Annotated in this window: 20 protein-coding genes; 10 read left to right on the top strand and 10 right to left on the bottom strand. The window is 65.1% G+C overall.

Features of this window, described 5'->3' with window-relative positions; genetic code table 11:
• The first annotated feature begins 27 nt into the window (after nucleotides 1-27).
• Nucleotides 28-1,470, top strand: coding sequence for a sulfatase (locus SH602x_RS20275; RefSeq protein WP_479474031.1), 1,443 nt, complete (start codon nucleotides 28-30; stop codon nucleotides 1,468-1,470).
• Nucleotides 1,471-1,508: 38 nt separating this feature from the next.
• Here the strand turns inward: SH602x_RS20275 and SH602x_RS20270 are convergent, their stop codons facing one another.
• Nucleotides 1,509-2,897 (bottom strand): sulfatase-like hydrolase/transferase, encoded by a 1,389-nt coding sequence (locus SH602x_RS20270; protein WP_479474030.1) that lies wholly within the window; start codon nucleotides 2,895-2,897, stop codon nucleotides 1,509-1,511.
• Between the two features lie 264 nt (nucleotides 2,898-3,161).
• Here SH602x_RS20270 and SH602x_RS20265 point away from each other — a divergent pair, with 264 nt between their 5' ends.
• From SH602x_RS20265 to SH602x_RS20235, 7 genes are all read left to right on the top strand, one after another.
• Entirely contained in the window at nucleotides 3,162-4,025 is an 864-nt protein-coding gene (locus SH602x_RS20265; protein ID WP_479474029.1) for a 3-keto-disaccharide hydrolase, read from the top strand.
• The gene (locus tag SH602x_RS20260) at nucleotides 4,022-4,477 is read left to right on the top strand and encodes a hypothetical protein (RefSeq protein WP_479474028.1); all 456 of its coding nucleotides are present in this window, start codon (nucleotides 4,022-4,024) and stop codon (nucleotides 4,475-4,477) included. The genes SH602x_RS20265 and SH602x_RS20260 overlap by 4 nt, the downstream gene beginning before the upstream one ends.
• Nucleotides 4,474-5,037 carry a hypothetical protein gene (locus tag SH602x_RS20255; protein WP_479474027.1) on the top strand — a complete coding sequence of 188 codons (564 nt, stop codon included), beginning with the start codon at nucleotides 4,474-4,476 and terminating at the stop codon, nucleotides 5,035-5,037. Before SH602x_RS20260 ends, SH602x_RS20255 begins: the two co-directional genes overlap by 4 nt.
• A 38-nt stretch (nucleotides 5,038-5,075) precedes the next feature.
• Entirely contained in the window at nucleotides 5,076-5,576 is a 501-nt protein-coding gene (locus tag SH602x_RS20250) for a hypothetical protein (protein ID WP_479474026.1), read from the top strand.
• A gap of 199 nt (nucleotides 5,577-5,775) precedes the next feature.
• A complete protein-coding gene (locus SH602x_RS20245) occupies nucleotides 5,776-6,261 on the top strand; it encodes a hypothetical protein (RefSeq protein ID WP_479474025.1) in 486 nt (161 codons plus the stop codon).
• Between the two features lie 141 nt (nucleotides 6,262-6,402).
• Nucleotides 6,403-7,305 (top strand): DUF1559 family PulG-like putative transporter, encoded by a 903-nt coding sequence (locus tag SH602x_RS20240; RefSeq protein WP_479474024.1) that lies wholly within the window; start codon nucleotides 6,403-6,405, stop codon nucleotides 7,303-7,305.
• Between the two features lie 71 nt (nucleotides 7,306-7,376).
• Nucleotides 7,377-8,066, top strand: a complete 690-nt coding sequence (locus tag SH602x_RS20235) for a hypothetical protein (RefSeq protein ID WP_479474023.1) — start codon at nucleotides 7,377-7,379, stop codon at nucleotides 8,064-8,066.
• 21 nt (nucleotides 8,067-8,087) lie between these two features.
• Here SH602x_RS20235 and SH602x_RS20230 read toward each other — a convergent pair whose 3' ends face one another.
• The gene (locus SH602x_RS20230; RefSeq protein WP_479474022.1) at nucleotides 8,088-9,053 is read right to left on the bottom strand and encodes a hypothetical protein; all 966 of its coding nucleotides are present in this window, start codon (nucleotides 9,051-9,053) and stop codon (nucleotides 8,088-8,090) included.
• Nucleotides 9,054-9,064: 11 nt separating this feature from the next.
• A complete protein-coding gene (locus SH602x_RS20225) occupies nucleotides 9,065-10,342 on the bottom strand; it encodes a BaiN/RdsA family NAD(P)/FAD-dependent oxidoreductase (RefSeq protein ID WP_479474021.1) in 1,278 nt (425 codons plus the stop codon).
• A 269-nt stretch (nucleotides 10,343-10,611) separates the two neighbouring features.
• Between SH602x_RS20225 and SH602x_RS20220 the strand changes: the two genes are divergently transcribed.
• Nucleotides 10,612-11,013, top strand: coding sequence for a bifunctional nuclease family protein (locus tag SH602x_RS20220; RefSeq protein ID WP_479471292.1), 402 nt, complete (start codon nucleotides 10,612-10,614; stop codon nucleotides 11,011-11,013).
• 19 nt (nucleotides 11,014-11,032) lie between these two features.
• The gene (gene uvrA, locus SH602x_RS20215) at nucleotides 11,033-13,600 is read left to right on the top strand and encodes an excinuclease ABC subunit UvrA (RefSeq protein WP_479474020.1); all 2,568 of its coding nucleotides are present in this window, start codon (nucleotides 11,033-11,035) and stop codon (nucleotides 13,598-13,600) included.
• Nucleotides 13,601-13,633: 33 nt separating this feature from the next.
• Here the strand turns inward: uvrA and SH602x_RS20210 are convergent, their stop codons facing one another.
• The 7 genes from SH602x_RS20210 to mnmA form a co-directional block, all read right to left on the bottom strand.
• Nucleotides 13,634-14,653, bottom strand: a complete 1,020-nt coding sequence (locus SH602x_RS20210; protein ID WP_479474019.1) for an endonuclease/exonuclease/phosphatase family protein — start codon at nucleotides 14,651-14,653, stop codon at nucleotides 13,634-13,636.
• A gap of 74 nt (nucleotides 14,654-14,727) precedes the next feature.
• Nucleotides 14,728-15,546: a hypothetical protein gene (locus SH602x_RS20205; protein WP_479474018.1), complete on the bottom strand. Its 819-nt coding sequence runs from the start codon at nucleotides 15,544-15,546 to the stop codon at nucleotides 14,728-14,730.
• A 30-nt stretch (nucleotides 15,547-15,576) separates the two neighbouring features.
• Entirely contained in the window at nucleotides 15,577-15,972 is a 396-nt protein-coding gene (locus SH602x_RS20200) for an NINE protein (protein ID WP_479474017.1), read from the bottom strand.
• 149 nt (nucleotides 15,973-16,121) lie between these two features.
• The gene (locus SH602x_RS20195) at nucleotides 16,122-17,060 is read right to left on the bottom strand and encodes a dihydrodipicolinate synthase family protein (RefSeq protein WP_479474016.1); all 939 of its coding nucleotides are present in this window, start codon (nucleotides 17,058-17,060) and stop codon (nucleotides 16,122-16,124) included.
• Nucleotides 17,061-17,222: 162 nt separating this feature from the next.
• A complete protein-coding gene (locus SH602x_RS20190; RefSeq protein ID WP_479474015.1) occupies nucleotides 17,223-17,921 on the bottom strand; it encodes a formylglycine-generating enzyme family protein in 699 nt (232 codons plus the stop codon).
• A gap of 72 nt (nucleotides 17,922-17,993) precedes the next feature.
• Nucleotides 17,994-18,959, bottom strand: coding sequence for a flotillin-like protein FloA (floA, locus tag SH602x_RS20185; protein ID WP_479474014.1), 966 nt, complete (start codon nucleotides 18,957-18,959; stop codon nucleotides 17,994-17,996).
• Nucleotides 18,960-19,540: 581 nt separating this feature from the next.
• Nucleotides 19,541-20,761 carry a tRNA 2-thiouridine(34) synthase MnmA gene (gene mnmA / locus SH602x_RS20180; protein WP_479474013.1) on the bottom strand — a complete coding sequence of 407 codons (1,221 nt, stop codon included), beginning with the start codon at nucleotides 20,759-20,761 and terminating at the stop codon, nucleotides 19,541-19,543.

The raw sequence follows: 20,761 nt of genomic DNA, 5'->3' as shown, positions 1-20,761 counted from the left end.
CTTCCTGTTCGACGGGACTCTGTCGCAATGCCTGTCCAACCGCACCGTTTCTCTCTCGGGCTCCTCGCCGCGGCGCTCGTGTATTCGACGCTCACCGTCGCGGCGGAGCGTCCAAACATCGTCGTGCTGTTCGTCGACGATATGGGGTACGGCGAACTCGGGTGCCAGGGGAACGATCAGATTCCGACGCCGCACGTCGACGCGCTGGCGGAGAAGGGCCTGCGGTTCACGCAGGCGTACGTGACGGCGCCGAACTGCAGCCCCTCCCGCGCGGGTCTGCTGACGGGCCGCATTCCGACCCGCTTCGGCTACGAGTTCAATCCCGTCGGCGCGAAGAACGAAGCGCCCGGCGTCGGACTGCCGCCCGAGGAGCGGACGCTCGCCGAGGTCCTGCATGACGCCGGTTACGCCACGGGTCTCGTCGGAAAATGGCACTTGGGCGGCCGCGCCGAGTATCACCCGCAGCGCCACGGCTTCGACGAGTTCTGGGGCTTCCTGCACGAAGGTCACTATTACCTTCCGCCGCCGTGGCCGGGCGCCAGGACTATGCTTCGTCGGAAGAGTCTCCCCGACGGCGGTCAGGGACGCTGGGAGTCGGAGAACCTAATTCTGTCGACCCACATGAAGCACGACGAACCGGCCTATGACGCGAACAATCCGATTCTGCGCGGCAGCCAGCCGGTCGAAGAGCGCGAGTATCTCACCGACGCCATCGCTCGCGAGGCCTGCGACTTCATCCGGCGCCATCGGGATCGGCCCTTCTTCCTGTACGTCCCCTTCAACGCCGTCCACTCTCCGCTGCAGGCGCCGGAGGAGGATGTCGATCGCTTCCGATCCATTGAAGACGTTCAGCGACGGATCTTCGCCGGCATGCTCTCGCGGCTTGATCAGGCAGTGGGACGGGTGACGCAGACGCTCGCGGAAGAACGTCTCGATCAGAACACGATCGTGGTCTTGTGGAGCGACAATGGGGGCCCCACGCGGGAACTGACCAGCAGCAACGCGCCTCTACGGGGCGAGAAGGGGAGCCTATATGAGGGTGGAATCCGCGTGCCCGCCATCGTTCGCTGGCCCGCCGCGTTACCCGCGGGAAAGGTCGTCGACTCGCCGGTTTCGACGCTCGATCTGATGCCGACGTTCGCGGCGCTCGCCGGCGCCGACCTTCCTCCGTCTTTAGACGGCGTCGATCTTCAGCCGCTTCTTGAGGAAGACGGCCACGAGCCGCCTGCTAGGACGTTCTACTGGCGTCAGGGATCCAAAGGCGCGCTTCGTCACGACGACTGGAAACTGGTCGCGAACGACCTGCCGACGGGCGAGGCCGATCGTGAACCCAATTGGGAACTCTACGACTTGGCGACTGACGTGAGCGAATCTCGCGACCTCGCCGAGGCGAACCAGGAGCAGCTTCGAAGTCTGATCAGTCTCTGGCGGGGCTACGACCGCCAGATGGCCGAACCGCGGTTTCGGTAGTTGCTGCACGGGCGAAGGGAGCGAACGCTCTGGCTGCCCTACTCCTTATCCTTCTTGCGCTCCTCGGCATAGATCGCCAGCAACTCCTCGACCTTCTCAGGCATCAGGGTCGACAGTTCCTTCTTCTCGTACGGGTCGTCGGCGAGGTTGAAGAGTTCCCACTGCTTGCCGCCGTTGCGGACGATCTTCCAGTCGCCGCGGCGGAGCGCTTCGCGGTTGCGCTTCTGGCCCCAGACGATGTAGAAGGTCCGTTCGTCGAGCGCTTCCTGCTCGCCGGTAAGAAGCGGCCATACGTCGACTCCGTCCCAGGCAGGATCCTCTTCGACTTCGTAGCCGACGAGGCCCGCCACAGTGGGCGACCAGTCGACGACATGCATCGGTTCGGCGACCTTGCGCGGGGTCAGCTTGCCGGGCCAGTTGGCGAGCGCGGGGACGCGATAGCCTCCCTCGTAGGTCTCGGTCTTCTTTCCTCGCAGGGGAAGATTCGAGCTGAAGTCGGTCATCCTCGGATCGGGCGGCGGATAAGCGTCGCCGCCGTGATTAACCTGGGCGCCGTTGTCCGACGTGAAGACGATCAGCGTCCGATCCCGCTGGCCGGTCCGTTCCAGCGCGTCGATCATCGCTCCGATCGCGGCATCCATGTGCGACACGGCCGCGGCGTACAGTCGGCGCTCTTCGTCCGCGATATGGGCGTTCATCTCCGACCATTTCGGGTCGCGCTCGACCAGCGGGTTATGCACGGCCAGGAACGGTACGTAGAAGAACCAGGGCGCGTCGCTCTTCGCATGCTCTTCGATCCAGGTCACCGCTTCGCGTTCGAGCAGGTCGGTCGTGTGCCCTTCCTCTTCGAGGAACTCGTGATCGCGGTGCCAGGTCCGCTCGAACGGCGAGCCGATCCGATAACGGTGGTCGTACATGCCGACGGCGCCCGCGAGCGCGCCATGAGCGTGATCGAAGCCGTGATGCAGCGGCCCCCACTCGAACTTCGAGCCGAGATGCCACTTGCCCGACATGCCCGTGTCGTAGCCGCTCGCCTGGAAAATCTTCGCCAGGGTCAGCGTGCCGACGGGAAACGCCTGGGCGTTGTTGGCGAAGCAGGCGTGAGCGCCGAAGCGACTGGGATAGCGGCCGGTCATCAGCGCCACGCGCGTCGGCGTGCACTGCGGCATGACATAGTGGCAGTCGAGTTCGACGCCGCCTCGCACGAGCGCGTCGAGATGGGGCGTGCGAATCTCCTCGTTATGCCAGCCGACGTCGTTCCAGCCCTGATCGTCGGAGACGATGAACAGCACGTTCGGACGCACTCCTTCGTCTCCTGCGCCGGTCCGGGCGAACGAACCGCAGGCGACCGCGACCAGCGTCAGCCCGATCGCTGCGGGATGCCGGAAGCGCCGCGGGACCGCGCGAAGAATCAGGAAGGCGTGCATGGGCGTCGCGTGAAGAAGAGAAGACGAGGAGGAGCAGCGAGCGGTTTGTCGAACGTAGTCCCCGGACGGTTCGGCTGCAACCGACGAGGCCGCCGGACGGGGAACCGAAGATCGTCCGGTCGTGCGTACGAACTCCCTTCCGGGCCGAGTACCATAGTCGTGTCGACGGCGGAGGCGAAGAAGATCTTATGCTTCGCGCTCCGCCGCCAATGCTCGATGGTCTTGCGCTTCCCGTACCGCCGCTCTCCTTCGAAGGTCTCCCCGATGCTTCCTGCATTCCTCTTCCGTGCATTCGGTTTCGCGCTGGTCGGCGCGGCTGCGGTTCTCTCCTTCTCCGGGTTCGCCACTTCCGCATTCGCCGACGAGAAGGCGCCTGCCGGGGAGAAGAAGTTCCCCGTCGGCGAGTGGGTCTCGCTATTCAACGGCAAGGATCTGACGGGGTGGACGCCGAAGATCCGGTTTCACGAAGCGGGCGACAACTTCGCGAACACGTTCCGCGTCGAGGATGGTCTGCTGCAGGTGCGGTACGACGGCTACGAGAAGTTCGACGAGACGTTCGGCCATCTCTTCTACGAGACGCCCTTCTCGCATTACAAGTTTCGCGTCGAGTATCGCTTCGTCGGCGAGCAGTGCCCGGGCGGTCCCGGCTGGGCCATTCGCAACAGCGGCGTCATGATCCATGGCGAGTCGCCCGCGGGGATGACGAAGGACCAGAACTTTCCCGCCTCGATCGAGGTGCAGCTTCTCGGCGGACCGGAGAGCGGAACGCGAACGACGGCGAACCTCTGCACGCCGGGCACCCATGTCGTCATGGACGGCAAGCTGCACACGCCGCACTGCATGAATTCGAAGTCTGAAACGTTCCGCGGCGATCAGTGGGTGACCTGCGAGATCGAAGTCCACGGCAACGGCGCCATCAAGCACTTCGTCAACGGCCAGCAGGTGATGGAGTACGAACAGGCGCAGCTCGACGAACAGGGAGGAGCCGTCTCGCCCGACGGACACGTGAAGATGCTGATCGAGAAGGCGGGCGGCGAGAAGATGCTCACGAAGGGTTCCATCTCGCTCCAGTCGGAAAGCCACCCGATCGACTTCCGCAAGGTCGAGATCATGGTGATCGAAGAGTGAGCGAGGGAGAGTTTCCTGAACCGGCGAAGCCGACGGCGACGATCGCTCCGCGCGTGGGAGCGCCGCCGTCCAGGTTTTGCACGCTGTACAAGGTCGCGGGAGTCGTCGCCGTCATCAGCGCGCTGCCTGGCCTGATGGCGGTGATTGTCGGATTCTTCGCGCTTCTCGCGAGTCCGAATGCCCCGGCGAGGGCGTACGTCTCGCTCGCCTTCTTCGCCGGCTTGTCGATCGTGCTGATCGGCAACGGAGCGAAGATCTTCAGGGGACAGGTTTTGGCCGCAGCAGTTACCGGCGCCGTGTATACCTATCTCACGTTGCATAACCTGAACGACGGCCGCGCGATCGCTGCGGCGTTCGCTTCGCTAAGCGCCGTACTCTGTCTGGCGGTGGTCATCGCGGCGTGGCGGCGTCGTCGATTCCATCGGATCATGAACCGCGACGAAAACAGATGATCGGATCGAGCGAGAGCGAGAACCCCTACGCCCCGCCCGCCGCGGAATCGTCGCCCTCGCAAGCGTCTCCGTCCGTAGAGCCTGACCTGGACCGGCTGCGAGCGGCGCTCGCCTGGAGGCGGACAGCGTTCGCGACCGTTCTCCTCTTCGGCGGGTCTCTATACACGATAAGCGGAGCGGGCGCGGTTGCGACCGGGTTCGCGGAAGGGGCGACGATCGCTTCGCCGTATCTCGGCGTGGGAATCGCCGCCCTCGCGCTCGGCTTGCCGCTGACGCTGCTCGGTGCGTTTCTCGCCTTGCGGGTCCGCCTGGCGCAGTTCATCGCGTTCCCGATGACCGTCGTCTGCGGAGGCTTGGGCGGCGTCAGCTTGCTGCTCGCCGTGACGAGGGCAAGCGCCGTCACGAGTATCGGCGACGCGGCGCCGACGCTTGCGGTTCTGGCGCCTGCGATCACGTTTCTCGCCTGCTCCGTCGCGACCGGATGGTTCTTCCATCGCACGCTCATGAAGCTGACGCGTGCCGGCGTGCCCCGCGACGAGAATTCGCCGCCGAAGCCGTGAGAACGTTTCGCTGAATCGCGGAGAGAGAGAAACGCGTAATGGCCGAGTCTGGAGAATCCTTGTCGGCGCCGGACGACGCTGAGCGGACGTCGGGCACCGCGGATCCGAATTCCTGGCAGCGCTTGAGAGCGTCGTGGTCGCTGCGGATGTTCCGCGGCGGCTGCATCGTGCTCGGGATCGAACTTTGTCTCGTTGGGACGCTGTATGCCGCGGTCGTAGCCTACCTGGTCAAGGAACTTGCGACCGCTTCCGAGTTGTCCTGGAAGCTGTATGCGGCTGGGGGCGCCCTGACAGCGTTCTCCGTCGCGGTCGTCGGCGTCTACTTCGCCCTCGCCGTAGGCTCCTTCCGTCGTCGAGCTTGGGCCGCATGGGGCGCCTTGACTATCGACAGCCTGTTGCTCGCGACGTCGTGCTCGTTCGGCGAGTTCAACGCCGTTTCGTTCGTCATCAGCCTCGTCGTAGTAGTCACGGCGCTGGTGGTCCTCTACTTCGACTGGCGGCTGAAAGCGGCGGGCATTCATTCGCAGGCGAAGCTGTAGCACGAGACGATCGCCCGCCGACGCGTCCGAGGCGTCGCTGCCAGTTGATCCACCCTGGCGCTCGGCGGGATTCGCCTGCCAGTTCTCCGCAGCCTCTCTCTGGACGTTCGTTCGCGAGCGGATAAGCTGACGTCGTCGCGTTCCCTCTCCGCGCGGCGTCGTCGTCCATGTTTCGATGCGCTTTAGAGAGGGTCCGGCCATGCGGCGCGTTCGCTTCGCTTTCGACGCTTCCTTCGCGTGCTCCGGCACGCCGATCCCCTGCTACCGGCGCCTCGCTTCGACGGCGCCGCTCATCGCGACGCTCGCGATCGTCTTCGCGACCCTTGTCGGTTGCGGCGCCGGCGTCGACGGCAAGTATCCGGTCGCGGGCGAGGTCAAGTTTCAGGGCGCTCCGCTCGCGAAAGGAACGGTCCAGTTCGTCGCGATCGACGGATCGTCGATGACGGGCGGCGACATCGTGGACGGCAATTTTTCGATCCCCGCAGCGCGCGGCGCGAAGCCGGGAGAGTATGTCGTCCGCATCTCCGCCGTCGACGAGAAGACGGTCGTCGAGACCATGCCGGGCGACGCGGGGCCGCTTCCCGTCAGCGCCGAGCGGATCCCTGCGAAATGGAACGTCGAAAGCACTGAGAAGCGAGAAATCGTCGCCTCCTCCGAGAATCGGTTTGCATTCGACATCCCGTAACGCGACAATCGCGACCGCCGCTCACGCGAATGAGCTGCTTTAAGGTCAGGCGTTCCCCTCTCCCGCCTGCCCTGCCCTCGCTTCCGGCCCGTCGGGTCGGCAGCGTATCTCATCATTCTTCGTTCAGGAGAGGGACGCGTTATGTCACGGATGCGCACGGGTTTCACGCTCGTCGAACTGCTTGTCGTAATCGCCATCATCGGGGTTCTGGTGGCGCTTCTGCTGCCCGCAGTGCAGGCAGCACGCGAGGCGGCGAATCGCAGTTCCTGCCAGAACAATCTGAAGCAGCTCGGCATCGCGTTTCACAACTACCACGACGTCAACAAGGCGCTGCCGATCGGGGCGTACGCCTGCTGCTGGGGGACGTGGCAGATCGCCGTGCAGCCCTTCATGGAGAATCAGAATCTGTACGACCTGTACGACGTCAGCGACAAGGACGACACGCCGGTCGCGGCGCGGTACGGCTCGGCGAAGAATCTTCCGGCGACGACGAAGCGGATCGCCACGCTCACCTGCCCCAGCGACGAACCGAATGCACCCCTCGCCAGCATCACCAATCACAACTACGCGGTGAACTTCGGGAACACCGGCTACGGTCAGCAGGCGACGCTCAACGGCGTCACGTTTCAGGGAGCGCCCTTCACCGCCAACCCGGCGAAGAAGGTCTCGTTCGCGAGCCTCGTCGACGGAACGTCGAACACGATGCTGGCCGCGGAGGTGCTCCAGGGGAAGGGAACCGATCTTCGCGGGTTCACCTGGTGGGGCGACGGGTCGAACTTCACGACCTACCTGCCGCCGAACAGCCCGCTCCCCGATCGGATCTATTCAGCGTCGTACTGCAACAACCTGCCGAACGCGAATCTTCCCTGCGCGGTCAGTTCGACGACCGACCCCTCGATGATGGCGTCGCGGAGCTGGCACTCGGGCGGCATCCAGACGGTTCTCGGCGACGGATCCGTGCGATACGTTTCCGAGACGATCGATCTCAACGTCTGGCGCGCTGCCTCGACGACCTACGGGCGCGAAGCGCTGCAGCTTCCGTAAGGGCAGAAGGAAGCAACCGAAATCATGGCGCCGCGACAGTCAACGCGGCGTCGTTAGGATATCGTGCGGGAATGTCCGCGCGCCAAAGCTCTAAAGACGATCCGTATGCCCCGCCCCGCGCCGCGTCGACATTGCATCCGCAGCAGGTACGAATCGTTTCGACGGACGCGGACCACGCCGCGATCGTTCGGCGGCTGCGATCGCTGAACGTCGCAGGATCGATCTGGAGTGCGGCGTTCGGCGCCGTGAACATGACCTTCGCTGCAACGTCGGCTCAGACGTTCATGGCGGAAAAGGGCGGCGTCTCCTGGACGACGCTCGCGATGCCGCCGAGTTGGTCCCTTCTCGGGACGGTGATGTTCCTGAACTCGCTGCTCGTCTGGGCAAGCCTGTCCACGCTTCTACGAACGGGTACTGCCGCTGCTAACGGAATCGCACTGTTTCGCGGCGGCTGGCGATGCACCAGCGCGAGCATGGGCATCAGCAATGGCGGTTGCCTGTTCTTTCTCTGGATGATGCACGCTTTCATCGTAACTGCGTCCTCCGCGCGCGCGTACGGTTCGGCGACGATCCTCCATCTCGCCGCAGGAACGGCAGCGTTCGGCACGTGCGTGTACGTGGTGGTCTGGCTGGCGACGCGCCCTGCGTTCGCGCGCCTGATCGTTGCCGGTCTACCGCTCGAGTCGATGGTCGACGACGAGGGACGCGTCGTCGTTCGGCTGCCGAAGACGGCTCGCGTCGCGCTGGCGTCGGAAGCTTGAGCGAAAACGGACGCGGCACGCTCAACGACCCGCGTCGCCCTTTCGCACGACGACATTGATGCCGTTGTCGGTCAGCCTGGGCGAGGCCTTCCATTCGACGCCGTCGGGCGAGAAGAACATCTTGCCCGGCCAGCCGGTGGCGAGAAAGCGCTTGCCGTCGGACCAGACGACCTCGGATCGCGAAGCGCCTTCGCGCTTCGCCCAGGTCTCGCCGTCGGTCGTGCTCCACATCCCTTCGTGGTTGCCGACGATGGCGGTATCTCCGGCGTCCACCAACCACTCGAACGATTCGACGCCCTCGATCGCGAGGGGCTTCCATTCGAGGCCGTCGGCTGAGGCGATCAGCCCGGCCCTCGAATGCGCGGTCAGCATCAGGAAGCGGGAGCCCTGAAAGACGATGCGCCCGTGGCCGGGAAGATCGGTCCGGACGCCGTCGATCGAGCTGCCGTCTTTCGAGACGGCGGACCAGTGGGGTCCGCCTCCGCCGCCGTGATTGCCGACGAAGACGAAGCGCCCGGCGCCGTACGCTCCGCCGCGGAAGTGCGTGCACTCTTTCTCTTCGATCCGGGCGCCCTCGCTCCAGGTTTCCGCGTCGTCAGAAACGATCAGCGAACGGTCCGGCGCGCCGGCGACGAACCGCCCGTCGCCGTAGACGATGGGGTTGATGCGGTTGAACGTGTGATGCGTCCGCTTCCACTCGCGACCTTCGGTCGAGACCAGCACGTGCCCGTCGCCGGAACGCCCCCCGCCTCCGCCGCCGACCACGACGAACTTTCCTTCCGCCCAGACCGCGGACATCAGGTTGTTTCCGTCGTCACCGCCCGGCTGGGCCCATTCCTCCGTGATCTCCCAGTTCAGCCCGTCGGTCGAAACCATCCGCCTGCCGCCGTAGCCCGCGGCGACGAAGAGATCCTCCGCGAGGGCGAGCGCCGGGAAAGACCAAGCGAAGAGCAGAACTAACGCAGCGATTCGGAGAGCGAAGTTCATGGAGAGAACGGTCAGGGAATGGATTCGCCCGCGAGCCAGCCGACGCTGAAGGCGGCCTGAAAATTGTAGCCCCCGATCCAGCCGTCCAGATCGAGTATCTCGCCTACGATGAACAGGCCGGGAACCAGACGGCTCTCCAGGGTACGACCGTCGACTTCGTCCAGCGCGACGCCGCCCGCGGTCACTTCCGCCTTCTCGAAACCCCGGCTGCCGGTCACGTCGAAGGGGCAGGCCTTCATTCGCTCCACAATTCGCCGACGCTCATCCCGCGAAAGCTCTGCCGCGCGGCGATCCGCCGGAACGTTCGCCTGTTGCAGCAGCGATTCGGTCAATCGTCGGGGTAACGCGCTGGGGAGCAGTTCGGCGACGGCGCGGCGACCGTCGCTGGCTGCCGAAGATTGCAGGCGCTGCTCGAACTCTGCCGCGGGCATGTCGGGAAGGAAGTCGACGACCAGCCGGCGACGACTCGCTGCCTCGCGATCGGTGAAGGCTCGACTGACGTCGAGCGCCGTAGGCCCGGAAAGCCCGAAGTGGGTCAGCAGCAGCGACCCGCGTCGCAGTTCGGTCACGCCAGCGGGAAAGCCGCGGCGCCTGGCCGCTTTCGCCGCTTCGGGATCGAGGGCCCGGAGTTCGACGTCCGGAATCGTGACGCCGGAGAGATCCTTCCCCCAGTCGTCGCCCGTGATCAGCGGCACGAGTGCGGGTCGCGGGCGCCGGATCGTATGGCCGAGACGCGCGAGCCAGGCGTAACCGTCGCCGGTCGTGCCGCAGCCGGGATAGCTCTTCCCGCCTGTCGCGACCACCAGCGAGCGGCACGTGTGCGTTCGCCCCTCCGTCGTTTCGACCTCGAAACCGCCCTCCGCCAGCGGACGGACGTCGGCGGCCCCTTCGCCGAGCAGAAGCTGGGCGCCGCTGCGGTTCAGTCGCGCGATCAGCGCCTTCACGACGTCGAGCGAACGGTCGCTGACAGGGAAGATTTTTCCGCCCGGCTCGACCTTGACCGGCATTCCCTCCGCCTCGAACAGTTCGACCAACTCGCGGGGGCCGAGACGCGCGAGGGCCGAGTGCAGGAAACGCCCGGCGGGTCCGAAGGCCTCCATGATGCCCCGGGCGTCGCAGTCGTGCGTCAGGTTGCACCGCGTCCCGCCCGACATCAGGATCTTCACCGCCGCCTTGCGATTTTTCTCCAGCACGACGGTCCGCTTCCCCCGTTCGGCGGAGCGGATCGCGGCCATCAGACCGGCAGGGCCCGATCCGATGACGAGAACGTCGCAGAAAAACGCGGACATGGGCGACGCGGCGGAGGTAAACATCGACGGGGGGACGAACTTCGAGCGGCGAATTATACGGGCCGGACTCTCTTGCCGAGACGGCTCGGGCCGACGTCGCTACTCCCCGATCGTGCGGAGGACGTATAATCGCCAGTCGGAAACTTACGGCGCTTGCGGCTCTGCCGGGCGCCTTCGCCGCCCTCGGCACGACGTACTTCAGGCGTTCTCCGCCCGATCGACTTCGTGCGGAGCGAGAGCGGATAGAGCGAATCGACCAGGACCCCCCCATGCCGGTGCTCATGCGCCTGTCTCGCATCGTCATCAGCGAGATCAGCGAGCCGCAAATCATCTACCTGCGGGAGGCGGACGGCGATCGCCAGTTCCCGATCGTGATCGGACTGTTCGAAGCGACGAGCATCGATCGCAAGGTCAAGCGTCACCCATCGCCCCGTCCGTTGACGCACGACCTGCTGGTCAAGGCGATCGAGGACATGGGGGGCGAACTCGACAGCGTCGTGATCACCGACCTGCGCGAAGGGACGTACTTCTCCGAGCTGCGCGTGAAGCGCGACGGGGAGATCATCTCCATCGACTCGCGACCCTCCGACGCGATCGCCGTCGCGATGACCTGCGATCCGCCGCTGCCGATCTACGTGGCCGAGGACGTGCTGGACGAAGCGCTGCGGTAGACCCATCTGAGGATTGACCGTGCAGCGACGTGGCGCGACGGGACCTTCTTCCGCGAGAGACGATTTCGCCGGCTTCGTCCGGGTTCGTGGCGCGCGAGAACACAATCTCAAGAACGTCGACGTCGACATTCCGCGTCAGGCGCTCGTCGTCTTCACCGGGATCTCGGGATCGGGCAAATCTTCGCTGGCGTTCGCGACGTTGTTCGCCGAGGCGCAGCGACGCTATCTCGAGTCGGTCGCTCCCTACGCCCGCCGGCTGTTTCATCAACTGGGCGTGCCCCAGGTCGACGAGATCGAAGGGTTGCCGCCCGCCGTCGCGCTGCAGCAGCAACGGGGTTCTCCTACGACGCGATCCTCCGTCGGCAGCGTGACGACGCTCTCGAACCTGCTGCGGATGCTTTACTCGCGCGCGGGAGACTATCCGCCGGACGCTTCTCCTCTGGAAGCCGAATCGTTCTCGGCCAACACGCCCGCCGGCGCCTGCCCGACGTGTCATGGGTTGGGTCGAGTCTACGACGCGACCGAAGCTTCGATGGTTCCCGACGACGCCCTCAGCATTCGTGAGCGCGCGATCGCCGCCTGGCCGGTCGCCTGGCATGGGCAGAACCTGCGGGACATCGTCACGACGTTGGGCTTCGATATCGATCGGCCCTGGAAGAAGCTTTCCCGGAAGGATCGCGACTGGCTCCTCTTCACTGACGAACAACCCGTCGTGCCGGTCTACCCAGGCTACGACGCGCAGCAGGTGCGCGACGCGATCGCCCGGAAGGAAGAGCCGGATTATCAGGGGACGTTCACCAGCGCCCGGCGCTACGTGCTGCAAACGTTCGCGGGCACCGAGAGCGCTTCGATGAAGAAGCGCGCGGCGCGGTATCTGGTCAGTTCGGACTGTCCGCTCTGTCGCGGGAAACGGCTCGGCCCCGAGGCGCTGGCGGTGAAGTTCGCGGGACGGGACATCGCCGAGATGTCGCAGCTTCCGCTCAAGCGACTGGCCCAGGCGCTGAAGCCGTACGCGGAAGAAGCGGCGCCCGGGTGGAAGGCGTTCGCGAAAGCGCACCCGGAAAAGGCAATCGTCGCGCAGCGAATCAATCAGGATCTGCAGGCCCGCCTGGCCGTGCTGCTCGATCTGGGACTCGGTTATCTGTCGCTCGATCGCAGCACCCCGACGCTTTCGCCGGGAGAACTTCAGCGGCTTCGGCTGGCGACGCAGGTCCGGTCGAATCTGTTCGGCGTGGTCTACGTGCTCGACGAACCTTCTGCCGGTCTTCATCCGGCCGATACGGAGGCGCTGCTGAAGGCGTTGGAAGGGCTCAAAGCTTCCGGCAACTCGCTCTTCATCGTCGAGCACGACCTCGACGTCGTGCGACGGGCGGACTGGATCGTCGACGTCGGACCCGAGGCCGGCGAGCGCGGGGGACGCGTCCTTTACAGCGGTCCGCCGGCGGGACTCGCTGACGTCGAAGAGTCTCGCACCGCGCGGTATCTGTTCCGCGAAGCAGGTCCGGCGGAACGAGTCCCGCGAGAGCCGATCGGGCGCCTGCGGCTGGAAGGCGTCACGCAGAACAACGTTCAGAACCTCGATGTAGACATTCCGCTCGGGACGTTGACGACGGTCACCGGCGTTTCAGGATCAGGCAAGTCGAGCCTCGTCAGCTCGGCGCTGGCGGAACTGGTGGCGCGAAGTCTGGGCGACGAAACCGCGAGCGCCGAGGAAGCGAAGGACGATGCGGAGCCGGCGGTCGCCGTCGCCGCGGGTCGCATCGCGAAGGGGATGGAGTTCGTCCGGCGGCTGGTGACCGTCGACCAGAAGCCGATCGGACGAACGCCGCGATCGAACCTTGCGACCTACACCGGACTGTTCGACGACGTGCGAAAGCTGTTCGCCGCGACGAAGGCCGCGAAAGCTCGCCGGTACGACGCCGGGCGCTTCTCGTTCAACGTGGCGAAGGGACGCTGCGCGACCTGCAAAGGGGAAGGCTTCGTCTTCGTCGAGTTGCTGTTTCTGCCGAGCGTCTATGCCCCCTGCCCCGCGTGCCACGGATCGCGTTTCGACGCGAAGACGCTGGAGATCAAGCTGCGCGATCGGTCGATCGCCGACGTGCTGGCGATGACCGTCGCCGAAGCGGCGAAGTTCTTCGCCGAAGAGCCCGGGCTCCGGCGAGCCTTCGAAGTACTGGAGCAAGTGGGCCTGGGCTACCTGCGACTGGGTCAGCCGGCGACGGAGCTTTCCGGAGGCGAGGCGCAGCGGATCAAGCTGGCGACCGAGTTGCAGCGGGCGAGTCGCGGCAAGACGCTGTACATCCTGGACGAGCCGACGACCGGCCTGCATCCGGCCGACATAGAGAAACTCGTCGCCCAGTTGCATGCGCTGGTCGACGCCGGCAATTCGGTCGTCGTCGTGGAGCACGATCTGCGCGTCGTCGCCGAAAGCGACTGGGTGATCGACATGGGACCGGGCGCCGGCGACGAAGGGGGACGCATCACCGCCTCGGGCATGCCCAGCGAAGTGGCGAAGGCGAAGGGAAGCCGGACGTCGCCTTATCTGGCGCGGTTTCTTGCTGGTTCGCCTGCTCCCTCGGAGGACTGACGCCCTCCGCTCAGAGAGAACGAGCCCTCGATGCTACCGTCGCGGAGGCTGGAAGAAGCGTCCGGTGGAAGCGGCGTCCGCGCGGTAGGGACGTTTCTCGACGACGGAGAACTCCGCCCAGACGGGCAGATGGTCGGACACCTTGAGCGCGTCTTCCAGGCTCAAGTTCATCTCCCGCACGAAGTCGAAGACGCCGCCCGTGATGTATTCCTCGGTGTCGTAGCCGATGAAAACGATGTTGTCGTAGCTGGCCGTGCCCCGGGTGTTCGTCGGAAGGTCGCGCACGACCCACTGCATGCCGGGGAGCGACGCCTTTTCGGCGAACTCGATCTGGTCTGCGTTGAAGTCGCCCAGCAGGATGATGTCGTCTTCGTTCCGTCCGTCGTTCTTCACGGCTCGCAGCACCTCGTCGACCATCGGCAGTTCCCGGTCGACCTCGTCTGGGTCGAGATGGAAGTTGACGAGCGTGAAGGTGAAGGCCTCCGACGGCGGCAGCCCCCGCGCGCGAAACCATGCCACCAGCGGTTCGCGGTGGAGCAGATCGCTCCGGTCTTCGACCGAATAGACCTGGTCCCGATCGCACTCCAGCTTCGTCGCGTCGTAGAGGTAGGCGTACTGTTCCTTGGAGACGGAGCGTCCCAGCCGGGGACCGGCGACGTAGAGATACTGCCGCCCCTCGGCGTTGACGAGCGCGACGAGCTTCTGCAGGTGGGTCTCGTCGAGCGTGCGGATCTCCTGCACGGCTACGACGTCGAACAGGCGGATGATTTCCGCCAGGCGTTGCATGACGAACGGGTTGCTCGCCTTCGCTTCGCCGTAGACTTGCAGGTTGAAGCTGGCGATGCGGACGACGTCGCCGCCGCTGCGAGGCGCCGCCGCGATCTGACTTTCGAGGCCGCCCGGGTTATTCGCGGCTGTTTGCGAGGCCGCGGCGCCGAGCGCGTCGAGCATCGGCGCGGCCCAGGGGGGACGCGTCGACACGACGTAACCGGCGGCTGCCAGAAACAGCACGACGATTACGGCATATCCGCGGTTCGACGACGACTGAGCCACCCGAACGACCTTCCGCTGCGCGTCCCCTGTTCTTCCACCGGGCGCGGAACGTTAGTCAATGCGAGCCGGACGGCTCAAGAGCGGTTTATCGGCACGTGTGCATGCTTGCCCTTCTCTCGTTCGTCGACGCAAAGAGAAAACAGATCGAGCGTCGAAGTCTCAGGCTCGCGGGGATCGTAAACCACTCGAACAACGTCGCCGGCGACCACTTTCTGCCGCCTGGCCACGAATGTATAGGTTCCGAAAAGAGCTGCAGGACGTTCGCCGACGCTCAGAGACGCGCGATAGCGGTATTCAATTTTCCCCGCCCTACCGTCGATCTCGACGATGGAACCCTCGGTGACCGAACCTTCGCGGAGGAGAGCGATTGTCGATCGGGTGGCGAGGATCCCTCGCGAGATCGAATATCCCGCGAAGACGAGAAGGCCGAATCCGACGACGCCGAATGCCCAGAGTCCAAGCGAATCTGCGCTCCAGGCAGGCCAGGCCCGACTAAGACTCGGGTCGGAGTCGAGGTAGAGCACCTCGATCGGGTCGCCGATGTGCGTCGCACTCCAGACGCTGCTAGTGACGTAGGTCTGTCCCTTCCGGAGCGTTCCCGATGCGTCGCGGAACTCATAGCTCAAATAGTGCGGCGCTTTCCTGCCCCCCATCGCCAAGAGACTGGCTATCGGGAATTGAGTCCGAACGGCGGCCGAAACAGGAACCTTCGCCGTGACGACACCGGTGGTGCGAGTTCCCGCGATGAGGAACTTCAACGCGCTGAGAGACAGTCCAATCGGCGCGAACATTAATATTGCCGCGGCGAAGAGAGCCAGTCCCGCTCGTCCCAGATGAACGCTCCGGTTCAAGAGTACCCGCCAGGCGCGGAACGTCGGGAAGGACTCTTTCATCGTTTCGCATCCTCTGGCCTGTTCTTCGGACTACGTCAGCGTCTCCAGGTTCCGTTCGCTGACCTGGCTGTTGAGCGTCCAGAGATCGTAGAGCCACCCGATTCCGAGCAGCCCGCCGGTGAACAGGTAGAGCAGACCGGACACGATCTTGCCGAGGTAGAGGCGGTGGATTCCGAACAGGCCGAGGAAGGCGAGCAGCAGCCAGGCGACGTTGTAGTCGTAGCGCCCGGCGACGTACCGCCGGTCGGCCTTACGATCCATGCCCGGGATCAGGAAGGCGTCGATCAGCCAGCCGATGCCCAACAGGCCGAGCGTGAAGAACCAGATCGTGCCGGTGATCTGCCGACCGTAATAGAAGCGATGGGCGCCGGTGAAGCCGACGATCCAGCACAAGTAGCCGACCAGTATCGAATGCGTACCGTTCATCCTGAGACTCAGATCTCCCCCTGGAAGCGATCGATCGACGGACACTGCGCCGCGTTCTCCGCGGCGCCCTGCTCTACCTTTGGATGATTCGGAAACGGACGACGATTCTTGCGCGGACCGTTCCGAATCGGAGCGACTGCGACCTTCACTCAGGAGGCTGCCTTCTTGGGATCGAGTTCGTCGCGCAGCGCCTGCACGGCCAGGGCGTAGGCCTCGCTCAGGGCCTGCTCGGGCTGCGTCAGCGGGAAGGCCAGATGCGATTCGCACAGGCCCAGCGCCGCGGCCGCGGACTTCAGCGCTGCGACCAGATTCGCCGCGTCGCCGCTGACCGGCATGATCGTCGCGAGAATCTTCGCCGCGACTTCGTTCAGGCGCGCGATCTCGCCCTTCTTGCCTGCCTTCGCCGCGTGGTAGAGGGCGACGTACTGCGACGGGAAGAGATTCGTTCCGGAGCAGACGCCCCCTTGCGCGCCGAGGGCGAGCGCCTCGACGAGCAGACGCTGCGGCCCGACGAGGATCGATTTGTCCGTCCGCCCCGCGAAGCGTTCGCACAGCGCCCGAACGTAGTCGACTTCGCCGGCGCTGTCCTTGATCGCCAGGACGTTATCGTGCGCGAGAAGCTGCACGGCGGTTTCGAGTTCGATCGGGGTCTTCGTCAGCTTCGGGTAGTTGTAAAGAATCACCGGCAGCATCTGCCGGTCGGCCAGCGATTCGAACCACCGGCGGACCTGCTCCTGCGTCAGGGAGTAGTAATACGGCGTGGTGGAGACGATGGCCGAGGCGCCCTTCTCCGCCGCGAACGAAGCGAGCTTCAGCGACTCGTCCAGCGACGTGTGACTGACGCCGCAGTACCACGGCAGACGCGAGGCGATTCGATCCGCGGTCTGCGAGATCAGTTCCCGCTTGGTGTCCGACGAAAGCGAAGGCGCCTCGCCGGACGTTCCGAGGATGAAGATCGCCGAGACGCCGCCCGCGATCAGATGCTCGATCAGCCGGTCGAGCGCGTCGACGTCCAACTTCCGCGCCGTGGTCAGCGGCGTGATCATCGGGCAGATCAGGCCTTCCGGTCGATCGTTCGGTTCGGTCATGAGAAATCCGTTAGCAGCCCGTTGATTTACTCAACGGACTGCGTTCGCCGCACGGATGCGGCGTCAAGACAGCGGATGTTCCGCTGTCTTGCGAGGCGTGAGAAACTTGTTTCGAACTTGCCGGGCGTGATTTTCGCCACGAAGGCGAAAATCTACGGATAGTTAGGGGACCGGGGCCAGAACGCACCGAAATCCGACGGCGTCGTCGCGAAGCGTCGCGCGAGCCGTGCGACGCGAGGGAAACGCCAGCTTGTCCGCGTCGTCCTTCCAGCTTCCGCCGCGGAGGACCGGGCCGGATTCCGGTTTCTTCTCGTCCGACGTCGCGAGAGTAGGCGAGCACCACTCCCACAGATAGCCGTGGACGTCGTACAGCCCGAAGTCATTCGGCTTTTTCGCGCCGACCGGCGGATCGTTCCCGGCGGCGTTGCCGTGAGACCAGGCGTAGTCGCCGAGGCTCTCCGAATCGTCGCCGAAGTGATAGAGCGTCTTCGTTCCGCCCCGCGCGGCGAACTCCCACTCGGCCTCGGTGGGCAGACGAACTTCTTCCTTTTCGCCGATCAGCTTCGCCTTGCGGAGAGCCTTCGTCATGTCCGCGCAGAAGGTCTGCGCTTCGTCGAAGGAAACCATCTCGACCGAGTTCTTCGCCCCCTTCCAGCGGGAGGGATCAGCGCCGGCGATCGACGCGTAGTCTTCCTGCGTCACCTCGTAACGGTGAACGGCTAGCGTCGCGGGCACGCTCGCCTGCTTCGCCGCCTCGTCGACCTTCAGCGGGACGAAGCCTTCGCGGAAGGTCTTCAGCCGTTCGGCGTCAGGCTCCGCGGCCAGAATCAGCGAAACGAACAAAGCAGCGAACGGAGACATCGTTGGAATTCCCTTTCACGATCGCCGGACTCGGGGGACTGACGTCCCCCGCTCGCCAAGTTCGGCGGATCGTTAAACGCCGCCGTTGCCGCTGCGGGTTTCCATGCCGCCGGCACGGAACGCCTGGGCGAGTGCGTGGGGGACGGCGGTCTCCGCGAGGATCAGCTTCGCGCGGTGCTCGGCGACGCGGGCGCGGTTCTCCTGTTCGAGCGCGACGGCTTCGGCCCGTTCCTTTTCGGCCTGAGCCCGTTCCATGCGCTTGTCCGCCTCGGCCCGGTCGAACTTCAGCCGGGCGCCGATGTTCTTGCCCGGGTAGACGTGGGCGATGTCGATGGAGACGATTTCGAACGCCGTTTCCGAATCGAGCCGGCGTTGCAGCACGGCCTTGGAAATGCGATCGGGGTTGGCGAGCACGTCGCGGTGGGACGCCGACGAGCCGATCGAAGAGATGATGCTTTCGCCGACGCGGGCGATGACGGTCTCTTCGGTAGCGCCGCCGATGAGCTGTTCGAGGTTGGTCTTCACCGTCACGCGGGCTTTGACCCGCAGCTCGATGCCGTCCTTCGCGATGGCGGAGAGTTCGTTGTGCCCGCCGCGAACGGGGTCGGGGCAGTCGATCACCTTCGGATGGACGCTGGTGCGGACGGCGTCCATCACGTCGCGACCCGCCAGGTCGATCGCCGCGGCCTTGTCGAAGTCCAGATCGAGCTGCGCCCGCTGCGCGGCGATGAGGGCCTTGATGACGTTCATCACGTTCCCTTCGCTAAGGAAGTGGGCTTCCAGGCGGGAGGTCGTGATGCCGCCGCGGCCGATGTTGAGGCCCGACTGAGCGGCCATCACCTTCGCCTGGACGATCGTGCGCGGATCGACCCGACGGAAGCCCATACCGACGAGGCTCCAGATGCTGACGTCGGCGCCCGACATGTAAGCCTGGAACCAGAGGCTGCCGTAGATGAAGAAGACGACGAGCAGCGCCATCAGGAACAGGCCGCCGACGACGGCCGCTCCGATGAACAGAAGCATCCAGGGATCCATCATGGCGATCGCTCAGGGGATGGCGGCAGCGCGAAGTCGAGACGGGTGCAGGAAAACGGCCCGCTCTTGCAGGGCGGGGTTCAGTGTAGTCGTTCGCGGAGCCGGATTCAGCGTTCGATGCGGAACGGTAGTGGGCTAGTTTGTTCGTCGAGGCTGGTCAGGGGCGTCTAAGCGCGAAACCACGTACGCAATTAGGCGAAGCATGCATGCCGCGGCGAGGAGACCGACGCTGACGAACTCGCTTTTCACGTTCGAGCCAGGGAAGATTAGAAAGAGCGCGACGGCAAGTCCGAGGCAGCCATATCCAGCGAAGGTCAGGATTCGCGCGAGTTTCGTTAGGAACATGGCTGTTTCCTGCAACTTCGGCTGATCGAGCGGTTCGGAGATCCCAGAATGGAGAGTTATTGCAAGGGATGCAAAACGTGGGTTCCAACGCGGAAGCTCATCTGCGGGAACTGCAATAGGCTGCTGCCGGTCATCCTGGCCGCGGTCTACTTGGCGACCATCTTGGCGGTGATCGGACTCATCGCATTGGCATCCATGATCGCGACCGCCTGACCTAACACGACATTTAAGCTAGCCCACTACCGGCGGAACGCCCGGTCGATCCATCCGCCGCCGAGGACCCGGTCGCCGTCGTACAGTACGGCGGCCTGCCCCGGGGCGACCCCTTTCCGCGGATCGTCGAAGGTCAGGCGAAAGCCCTCCTCCGTCGGTTCGGCGGTCGCGGACGTCGCGGGGCCGTTGTAGCGAATCTTCGCTTCGCAGCGGATTGCGGCGGAAGGCAGATCGACGAGCCAGTTGACGTCGCTCGCCTCCAGGCCCTCCGCGTAGAGCGACTCTTCCGGGCCGATCGTCACGCGGCGGCTCTCGGCATCGATCGACACGACGAAGTAGGGTTCGCCCATCGCGACGCCCAGTCCCTTGCGCTGGCCGATGGTGAAATCCTCGACGCCGCGATGGGTGCCGACAACCTCTCCCGCGACGGTGACGATCTCCCCTGCCCGGTCGCCCCCATGCCGGGCGCGGATGAAGTCGCCATGCTTGCCCGAGGCGACGAAGCAGATCTCCTGGCTGTCGCGCTTCTCCGCCACCCGCAGGCCGATCCGTTCCGCCGCGGCGCGGATCTCCGGCTTGGTGAACGTCCCGACCGGCAGCAGCATTCGCGAGAGCAGATGCCGCTCGACCCCGAACAAAGCGTACGACTGATCCTTGTTGGAATCGACGCCGCGCAGCAGGGCCGGTTCGCCGTCGTGGACGCTCATGCGGGCGTAGTGACCCGTCGCGAGAAACTCCGCTCCGATCGAGTCGGCGTAGTCGAACAGCTTGCCGAACTTGATCCAGCGGTTGCACATCACGCAGGGGTTGGGCGTGCGACCGGAGAGATACTCGTCGGCGAAGTAGTCCATGATTTCGCGGAATTCGCCCGCCAGATCGAGCGCGAAGAACGGCACGTCGAGCCGATCGGCGACGCGGCGCGCGTCTTCGGCGTCGGAGGCCGTGCAGCAACCGCGTTTGTGGTCGGAATGAGCTGAGAGAACGGGCAATTCCAGACCCTGAGCGGGGGACGACAGTCCCCCGAGGCTGGCGCTGTTATCGATTCGACCTCGGGGGACTGTCGTCCCCCGCTCAGAAGCGTTGTCGCCGGCAGCGCTTTCGCCGACCGTTTCCAGCTCGCACGCGACCGGGCTCGCTTCGCCGTGGCGCATGAAGACGCCGACGACCTCGTGGCCCTGCTCCAGAAGCAGGCTGGCCGCGACGCTGCTGTCGACGCCTCCCGACATGGCGAGAACGACGCGTGCCAA

Source organism: Lignipirellula cremea (genome assembly GCF_056501455.1).
Note: the sequence above shows the minus strand (reverse complement) of the source record. Positions and strands in the feature narration are given on the sequence as shown.

Bases quoted from the DNA above. Each gene is read 5' to 3' on its own strand.
- SH602x_RS20275 (WP_479474031.1), top strand. From the start codon at position 28: ATGCCTGTCCAACCGCACCGTTTCTCTCTCGGGCTCCTCGCCGCGGCG.
- SH602x_RS20270 (WP_479474030.1), bottom strand. From the start codon at position 2,897: ATGCACGCCTTCCTGATTCTTCGCGCGGTCCCGCGGCGCTTCCGGCAT.
- SH602x_RS20265 (WP_479474029.1), top strand. From the start codon at position 3,162: ATGCTTCCTGCATTCCTCTTCCGTGCATTCGGTTTCGCGCTGGTCGGC.
- SH602x_RS20255 (WP_479474027.1), top strand. From the start codon at position 4,474: ATGATCGGATCGAGCGAGAGCGAGAACCCCTACGCCCCGCCCGCCGCG.
- SH602x_RS20250 (WP_479474026.1), top strand. From the start codon at position 5,076: ATGGCCGAGTCTGGAGAATCCTTGTCGGCGCCGGACGACGCTGAGCGG.
- SH602x_RS20245 (WP_479474025.1), top strand. From the start codon at position 5,776: ATGCGGCGCGTTCGCTTCGCTTTCGACGCTTCCTTCGCGTGCTCCGGC.
- SH602x_RS20240 (WP_479474024.1), top strand. From the start codon at position 6,403: ATGTCACGGATGCGCACGGGTTTCACGCTCGTCGAACTGCTTGTCGTA.
- SH602x_RS20235 (WP_479474023.1), top strand. From the start codon at position 7,377: ATGTCCGCGCGCCAAAGCTCTAAAGACGATCCGTATGCCCCGCCCCGC.
- SH602x_RS20230 (WP_479474022.1), bottom strand. From the start codon at position 9,053: ATGAACTTCGCTCTCCGAATCGCTGCGTTAGTTCTGCTCTTCGCTTGG.
- SH602x_RS20225 (WP_479474021.1), bottom strand. From the start codon at position 10,342: ATGTCCGCGTTTTTCTGCGACGTTCTCGTCATCGGATCGGGCCCTGCC.
- SH602x_RS20220 (WP_479471292.1), top strand. From the start codon at position 10,612: ATGCCGGTGCTCATGCGCCTGTCTCGCATCGTCATCAGCGAGATCAGC.
- SH602x_RS20205 (WP_479474018.1), bottom strand. From the start codon at position 15,546: ATGAAAGAGTCCTTCCCGACGTTCCGCGCCTGGCGGGTACTCTTGAAC.
- SH602x_RS20200 (WP_479474017.1), bottom strand. From the start codon at position 15,972: ATGAACGGTACGCATTCGATACTGGTCGGCTACTTGTGCTGGATCGTC.
- SH602x_RS20195 (WP_479474016.1), bottom strand. From the start codon at position 17,060: ATGACCGAACCGAACGATCGACCGGAAGGCCTGATCTGCCCGATGATC.
- SH602x_RS20190 (WP_479474015.1), bottom strand. From the start codon at position 17,921: ATGTCTCCGTTCGCTGCTTTGTTCGTTTCGCTGATTCTGGCCGCGGAG.
- floA (WP_479474014.1), bottom strand. From the start codon at position 18,959: ATGATGGATCCCTGGATGCTTCTGTTCATCGGAGCGGCCGTCGTCGGC.